General features: G+C 72.7%; 12 protein-coding genes. 3 read left to right on the top strand and 9 right to left on the bottom strand.

Translation table 11 applies throughout. The features are described 5' to 3' along the window. A partial coding sequence (locus BGP03_RS26990; RefSeq protein WP_299737979.1) for a hypothetical protein occupies positions 1-182 on the top strand: 182 nt, incomplete at its 5' end. 23 nt (positions 183-205) lie between these two features. On the opposite strand, the gene BGP03_RS26985 is transcribed toward BGP03_RS26990, so the two are convergent. Beyond that, positions 206-919, bottom strand: coding sequence for a LysR substrate-binding domain-containing protein (locus BGP03_RS26985; RefSeq protein WP_298799742.1), 714 nt, complete (start codon positions 917-919; stop codon positions 206-208). 43 nt (positions 920-962) lie between these two features. Between BGP03_RS26985 and BGP03_RS26980 the strand changes: the two genes are divergently transcribed. Then, a complete protein-coding gene (locus tag BGP03_RS26980) occupies positions 963-1,364 on the top strand; it encodes a DUF5997 family protein (RefSeq protein WP_296370947.1) in 402 nt (133 codons plus the stop codon). A gap of 9 nt (positions 1,365-1,373) precedes the next feature. On the opposite strand, the gene BGP03_RS26975 is transcribed toward BGP03_RS26980, so the two are convergent. The 8 genes from BGP03_RS26975 to BGP03_RS26940 all read right to left on the bottom strand — a co-directional run bounded on the left by BGP03_RS26975 (position 1,374) and on the right by BGP03_RS26940 (position 4,952). After that, on the bottom strand, positions 1,374-1,502 hold the full coding sequence (locus BGP03_RS26975) for a hypothetical protein (protein ID WP_296370946.1): 129 nt from the start codon (positions 1,500-1,502) through the stop codon (positions 1,374-1,376). Further along, positions 1,496-1,747 carry a hypothetical protein gene (locus BGP03_RS26970; RefSeq protein ID WP_298799743.1) on the bottom strand — a complete coding sequence of 84 codons (252 nt, stop codon included), beginning with the start codon at positions 1,745-1,747 and terminating at the stop codon, positions 1,496-1,498. The genes BGP03_RS26975 and BGP03_RS26970 overlap by 7 nt, the downstream gene beginning before the upstream one ends. A gap of 208 nt (positions 1,748-1,955) precedes the next feature. Beyond that, positions 1,956-2,738 (bottom strand): alpha/beta hydrolase, encoded by a 783-nt coding sequence (locus tag BGP03_RS26965; protein WP_298799744.1) that lies wholly within the window; start codon positions 2,736-2,738, stop codon positions 1,956-1,958. A 38-nt stretch (positions 2,739-2,776) separates the two neighbouring features. Next, a complete protein-coding gene (locus BGP03_RS26960; RefSeq protein ID WP_296370961.1) occupies positions 2,777-3,106 on the bottom strand; it encodes an amidohydrolase family protein in 330 nt (109 codons plus the stop codon). Between the two features lie 54 nt (positions 3,107-3,160). Beyond that, the gene (locus BGP03_RS26955) at positions 3,161-3,664 is read right to left on the bottom strand and encodes a hypothetical protein (RefSeq protein WP_298799745.1); all 504 of its coding nucleotides are present in this window, start codon (positions 3,662-3,664) and stop codon (positions 3,161-3,163) included. A gap of 7 nt (positions 3,665-3,671) precedes the next feature. After that, positions 3,672-3,932 carry a hypothetical protein gene (locus BGP03_RS26950; protein WP_296370943.1) on the bottom strand — a complete coding sequence of 87 codons (261 nt, stop codon included), beginning with the start codon at positions 3,930-3,932 and terminating at the stop codon, positions 3,672-3,674. A gap of 90 nt (positions 3,933-4,022) precedes the next feature. Further along, positions 4,023-4,295 (bottom strand): hypothetical protein, encoded by a 273-nt coding sequence (locus tag BGP03_RS26945; RefSeq protein WP_296370942.1) that lies wholly within the window; start codon positions 4,293-4,295, stop codon positions 4,023-4,025. A 225-nt stretch (positions 4,296-4,520) separates the two neighbouring features. Beyond that, complete coding sequence (locus BGP03_RS26940) at positions 4,521-4,952, bottom strand: hypothetical protein (RefSeq protein ID WP_298799746.1); 432 nt, start codon at positions 4,950-4,952, stop codon at positions 4,521-4,523. Positions 4,953-5,430: 478 nt separating this feature from the next. Between BGP03_RS26940 and BGP03_RS26935 the strand changes: the two genes are divergently transcribed. Further along, on the top strand, positions 5,431-6,325 hold an 895-nt coding region (locus tag BGP03_RS26935; protein WP_299737970.1), incomplete at its 3' end, for an ice-binding family protein.

The raw sequence follows: 6,325 nt of genomic DNA, 5'->3' as shown, positions 1-6,325 counted from the left end.
GACGTGCGGGCAGCCTGGCCGGGTCAAGGACCGAGATCAATTACCCGGCCAACGTTGCGTGTCGAGCCACTAGCTACACGGGTTCGATTCCCGTCGCCCGCTCAATGTTCTCGGTATCGCTGCCCACCAAATCGGATCATCGAAGTGTCGGCGATCAACTCGAGCCAGAGATCCGCGGTTGACGCGATGGCGGAGGCCGCTGACGTCACCGCCGAGTGTTGCGCGAACCGCGCCGGGCCGGAGGGCGCCGTGCACCGTTCTTCTTCGGGGGGGCGGGTTTGTCCGGTGCCGGGATCTCGTCCCGCCGGGGCGTGCGTGAGCTGTTGACCGTGCGCCCCCGCACGATCCCGATGAACTCCTCCATCAGCTCCGTGTTCTCGGCATCCGGCCAGGCGAGCGCGACGCCCGACCCCGGCGCGTCGGCCAGCGGTCGGTAGGTGAGGTCGCGGCGGTGGTGGAGGCGGGCCAGGGACTGGGGGACGACCAGGACGCCGACGCCCGCGGCGACGAGCTTGATCGCCTCGGCCGTCGTCGCGGGGGCGGCCGCAGCCGGCCGCCCCGGCCGGTCACCGGGCCAGACGAGCGTGTCGTCCTCCGGGCGGAGGACGATCTCGTCGGCCAGGTCCGCGACCGTGGCCTCCTCGGCCGCGGTGACGACGTGCCCCGTGGGGACGACGGCCACGGTGGTCTCGGTGTAGAGCGGGATCGCGTGCAGCCCGGTCCGGTCGATGGGCAGCCGGACCACCGCGGCGTCCAGTGCGCCGGTCCGGATCAGCTCCACCGCCTCGTCCGTGGTGACCGTGACCAGCTCCAGCGGGACGTGGGGACGGCGCTCGGCCCAGATCCGTGCCCATTTGCCCGGCGTGACGCCCGGGACGTAGCCGAGCCGGAAGACGGGGGCGTCGCTCGGCTCGGTCACCGGCCCAGGCTATCGGCAGGTCCCGCCCCGATATCCTGGGTACATGACGCGGCAGAGGTCGACCCAGACGATGAAGCCCGCGACGGCGGCGAAGAAGCTCGGCGTGCACCCCGACGCCACACCCGAGGAGTTCCGGGCCGGGCCGGTCTCGCGCGAGGAGCTCGACGCCCTGCAGGCCGATCCGCCCGAGTGGTTGCGCGAGCTGCGACGCAACGGGCCGCATCCCCGCCAGGTCGTCGCGGACCGCCTCGGGGTGTCGATCTCCGGGCTGGCCCGTGCCGAGATCACGGAGCCGCTGACCACCGCCCAGATCGCGGCGTTGAAGGAGGAGCAGCCGGAGTGGCTGCGCCGCGAGCGCAGCACCCGGGCCGAGGCCCAGCGCGAGGAGGCCCGGCTGCGGGCCGAGCGGTCCGGGAAACGGCGCGCCGATCCGGTCGGAGGATGAGCACCCCGCTCAGGCGCTGCGGTGGTAGTGGAGGTGCGGGCAGCCATCGGAGCGGCCCGAGCTGAGGAGCTCGAAGCGCTGGAGGTCGCCGCCGTCGAACAGCCGCTTGCCGGCCCCGGCGAGGCTCGGGGTCACCACGAGGCGTAGTTCGTCCACGAGGTGGGCGGCGAGCGCCGAACACCACCGCACCCGGCGACCACGAGCAGCCGCGTCTGGCCGCGGCGGTCGTCGAGCCGGCCGGGGAACCAGCGTCCCGCGGTCGAGGAGGCCGGCTGCAGGAGCAGGGCGACCCAGGCGGTCTGCGTGGCGACCGCGAGCGGCAGGTAGGTGACGGCGACGCCGGCCGCGGAGGCGGCTCCCGCGACGATGACCGCCGGACGCACCAGCGCGGGGTTGCGCAGCCGGCCTGCGAACCGCGGGTGACGTCACGGGCGGGTAGTCCCGGCACGGTCGCGATCGCCACACGCTCCACCAGCGGCTCACGACTGCTCGGGCACGGCCGGCGGAAGCGGGCGCTCGACCTGCAGGTGCTGCTGGTCCTGCACGAGGCGCCGGGCCGGCTCGATGACCGGGGGCCGCGGCGGGCCCCGGTCAGGCGTGCTTGCGGAGGAACTCCGTCAGCGGGCCGGTGACGGACGCCGCATCGGTGAGGCTCAGGAAGTGTGCGCCACCCTCCACGACGACGAGCGGCTCCGCCGCCGGCAGGCCGTCGGCGATCTGGCGGGCCTTCTCCACCGGGTAGGCGGCGTCGGCGGAGCCGTGCAGGACGAGAGCGGGGGCCGTGATCTCCGGCAGCCGTTCGAGCAGGCCGTCCCGCTCGACGAGGACTCCGAGGATCCGGTCGAAGTGCTCACCGGAGACCGTGCGCCAGCGGGCTTTCCAGTACTCCGCGGGCAGGGTGCCGAGACAGATCGCCGCGACCGTGTCGATCAGCTGGTCGGCGGGGCCGTGGGCGACCCAACCCGCAGCCAGCTCGCGGTACTGCGCGGCCACCTCGGGGTCCTCGGGGGCGGCCGAGGTGCCGAGGAGGCCCAACGCCGAGATCCGGTCGGGCGCGAGGAGCGCCGTGCGCAACGCGATGAAGCCGCCCTGGCTCGTCCCGACCACCGCGGCCCGCTCGATGCCGAGCTCGTCCAGCAGCTCCAGCACGTCACGAGCGACGTCCCAGTAGTCGAACGGGCCGTCGGCCGGGGTGTCGCCGTGACCGCGTTCGTCCACCGTGATGACGCGGAGGCCTCCCCGCCAGGCCTCGACCTGCGGGGCGAACATCGTGCCGTCCATCAGGAAGCTGTGCAGCGCCACCACGACGGGGCCGTCACCTCCGTGGTCGGTGTAGGCGATGCGCTGGCCGTCGCGGACGATCGTCTCGGGCACGGGGAACCTCCGGTGTTCGACGGTGAACAGGCGAGCGGTCAGGCGACGCGACCCTGCAGGTCGTGCTTGGCAGTCTCCAGGTCGGCGCCGGAGAGGGCCAGTCCGCGGCAGACCACCCCGCTGACCGCGTGCAGGTTGGCCACGGAGGCGGTGGGATCGGCGTCGAGCAGCACCAGGTCGGCGTTCCTCCCTGCGGCCACCGTCCCGGCGGTGTCCTCCGCGCCCAGGAAGCGGGTCGCGTCCGACGTCGCGGTCGGCAGGATCCGCAACGGGCTCAGGCCGGCCTCGGCCAGCAGGTCGAACCCGTCGTGCAGCGACGCGCCCGGCACCACCCACGCCGCCCCCACCGCGTCGGTGCCCGCGAGCAGGCCGACCCCTCCTCGTCCTCGTCAGGCAGGTGTCGAGGGCGTGCCGGGTGGCGGTCAGCGACGCCGCTGACGTGCGCAGGGACGGGTTGACGACCGCCTTCGCCACGATCCGGCCGACGACGCGGTCCAGGAACGGCAGCCTGACCGGGGGGAGGGGATCCGCGGTCCGGTCGGCTGCTCGGCGAGGACCTGCGCCTCGGCACACGAGCAGCCCGCGATCACCCCGAGCCCCGGACCGACGTGCTCGATCGACCGGAAGCCCGCCCGCGAGGCGGCCTGCACGTCCACTCCCGCCGGCAGGTGGCCGAGCACCGCGATGCCGTGCCGGGCGGCCTCGGCCTGGGCGGCGGGCAGGAGGTCGGCGGTGATGAGGGCGGCCTTGACCAAGTCGGCTCCCGCCGCCGCCTGCCGGGCCACCTCCGCGGCCGCCGCCTCCGGCGTGCCGGCGTTCATCGGGGTGAGCAGGTCTCCGCACAGTGCGACCAGCCGCGGGGTGCGGGGACCGAAGTCGAGCGTGCCGGCGCGGCGCCGGGCCAGGAGGTCCGGGCTGCCCGCCATCTACCGGTTAGCCGGTGATCCCGAACGCGGTCATCAGCCACAGCGCGTCGGTCGGGTCCTTGCGGCCCAACGGGTGGGCGTGCATGTCGACGTAGCCGGGCACCGCGAAGCGCCCCGTGCCGTCGACGTCGTCCCCGACCGCCGGACCCGTCGACGCGCCGACCCCGACGATCCGGTCGGCCGCCACGGTGACGTCCTGGTGCGGGGTCAGCGTGCCGTCGCGGGGATCGACCACCACGCCGTCGGCGATGCGGACACCGGTGCCCATGAGAAGTCCTCGCCCACCCGCCTCGCGCGCGCGCCGACGTCCACGACCGAAGCGCGCCCACGCACGTCCGCTCTCAGGCTCCCGGGTCCTTCACGAGCAGGGCACGTCGGGAACCAGGCGCAGACGGGGGACCGGCTCGGCGGCCGCCGTGGCGTCCCGGCCGTGCAGGAGCACGCCGAGTACGCCGAACATCGCCCAGCAGAGGTCCTGCGGGGGACTGTCGGAATCGAGGTAGAGCACCCAGCGACGGGACGAGGTGTCGAGTCGCGCGACGGTGTCGGGCATCGGTGTGTGGACGACGTGCACCATGTGGCTGAGTTCCTCGGCGAGTACGTCGGCGGCAGCCGGACAGCTGATGACCATGAGGCTTGCGCGGTGGGGAGCACACCATGCAGCTCCCTTCGGTGCGGCGGGGCGCTGGCCGTCGCGAGGTCTGGACGCCTCGTCAGCACTCTGCGAATGGGCCACGACGGAGATGTGTCGCGGTGAAAGTGGTACTCCCCTACATCGCCTGCGCCCCACCGACGTTTCGGTTACCGGACTTCACTAACCGAGAAGCGCAGCCGCCCCGCTGAAGACGAGAAATTCTCACTTACCGTGATCGTCAGAGGCCGGCGCTGGGCCGTTCCGGTGACGGCGGGACGGCGCCGCGGACTTCGGCCACTCGAGGGACTGCTGGTCGCCGCGCTCGCCGTGGCGGTCGGGCAGATCGGCCACGCCGGCGCGGATCACCATCAGGATCGCGTCGCGCATTCTTTCGGACAGGCGGTCGGTGCCCGGCGGGAGCAGGTGGGCGAGGTCGCCGCCCACGGGCGTGACGGACAGACCTACGGCCTGGGCGGCCGCGAGAACGACAGTGGTGATGTCGACGTCCAGTACCCGCGCGATCACAAGGAGCGACGCCGGGTCGGGGAAGCGCTTCTGCTCCACGCCGGAGCCCAGCTGCTGCCACCGGCCGCGGCTCAGGGCGCCGTCGGACTGCCGCTCGAGGTCCGAGTAGGACCAGCCGCGCGCGTCCATGTGTGACCGTATGAGCTGGTGGAGGGTCAGCGACGGCCCGTCCGCGTCGGGTGGGTCGATCAACACTCCGCCTCGCCAATCTTCGAACTCTGTGCGCTCGCGACGGGACGGCCCGGTCCGGATCGGGGCCGATGCCGTGCCGCGTCGCGCTGGAACGTCACTGCCGCTTGCCACTCTGCGTAGCGCCGCTTGACACCTTCCCCTACAAAGGTGATTCTGTGACTTGTCAAGGTGCAAGCAGCGCTGGCGAACATGAAGCAAGTAGGGCCGGATCCTACCGGTAGCGGTGCGCGACTGGATGCGACCGCAATTCCCGACCTCACACATTTCCGCATGACTGTTCCGTGACGGCTCCGACGATGCAGTTCGCCTTCCGGAGCCGCGCCGGGACGCGGACCCGCTCCCCGGTGCCGCACGCACGCACCCTCACCGTTTCCGGCACGTCAACGACTCGAAGCCCGCTGGGGGATCACACGTCATGAAGCACTCCACACAGACCAGGCGCGGCCGCGTCGGCGCCGCGCTCGGCGGAGCGATCGCGCTGTTGACGTCGGTGCTGATGGTGGTGTTCAGCGGGTCCGCCAGCGCGGCGACGGCCGTACCACTGGGGACCGCGGCCAGCTTCGCGGTGCTGGCGGGCCAGCAGGTGACCAACACCGGGCCGTCGGCGATCTCCGGCGATCTCGGGGTCAGCCCGGGCACCGCGGTGACCGGGTTCCCGCCGGGTCTGGTGAACGGGTCGCAGCACTCCGCCGATGCCGTTGCGGCACAGGCGCAGTCCGACCTGACCGTCGCGTACAACAACGCCGCGGGACAGACCCCGACGACCAGCGTGGCCACCGAGCTGGGCGGGCGGACCCTGACCGCCGGCACCTACGGCAACGTGACCCTCGGGCTCACGGGGACCCTGACCCTGGACGGGCAGGGCCAGTCGGACTCCGTGTTCCTGTTCCAGGCCGGATCGACGCTGATCACCGCCTCGAACAGCAGCGTCGTGCTGATCAACGGGGCCAACGCGTGCAACGTGTTCTGGCAGGTGGGCAGCTCGGCGACGCTGGGCACGGGCACCGCGTTCATCGGCACGATCCTGGCCCTGACGTCGATCTCCGTACAGACCGGTGCGACGGTCCAGGGGCGGGCGCTCGCCCGCAACGGGAGCGTGACGCTGGACGACAACGTCATCACCAGCACCGGTTGCGCTCCGGCGACGCCGCCGACCACGACGACGACCACGGCGCCGCCGACGACGACCACGACGGCGCCGCCGACGACGACCACGACGGCACCGCCGACGACGACCACGACGGCACCGCCGACCACGACCACGACGGCACCGCCGACCACGACCACGACGGCACCGCCGACCACGACCA

It is taken from the genome of Pseudonocardia sp. 73-21 (assembly GCF_001899645.1).
In the GTDB taxonomy this organism is placed as follows: Bacteria; Actinomycetota; Actinomycetes; order Mycobacteriales; family Pseudonocardiaceae; genus Pseudonocardia.
Note: the sequence above shows the minus strand (reverse complement) of the source record. Positions and strands in the feature narration are given on the sequence as shown.

What these genes read in the sequence shown, in the direction of transcription:
- BGP03_RS26945 (WP_296370942.1), bottom strand. Translation starts at nt 4,295, where the DNA reads ATGGTCATCAGCTGTCCGGCTGCCGCCGACGTACTCGCCGAGGAACTC.
- BGP03_RS26955 (WP_298799745.1), bottom strand. Translation starts at nt 3,664, where the DNA reads ATGGCGGGCAGCCCGGACCTCCTGGCCCGGCGCCGCGCCGGCACGCTC.
- BGP03_RS26980 (WP_296370947.1), top strand. Translation starts at nt 963, where the DNA reads ATGACGCGGCAGAGGTCGACCCAGACGATGAAGCCCGCGACGGCGGCG.
- BGP03_RS26940 (WP_298799746.1), bottom strand. Translation starts at nt 4,952, where the DNA reads ATGGACGCGCGCGGCTGGTCCTACTCGGACCTCGAGCGGCAGTCCGAC.
- BGP03_RS26950 (WP_296370943.1), bottom strand. Translation starts at nt 3,932, where the DNA reads ATGGGCACCGGTGTCCGCATCGCCGACGGCGTGGTGGTCGATCCCCGC.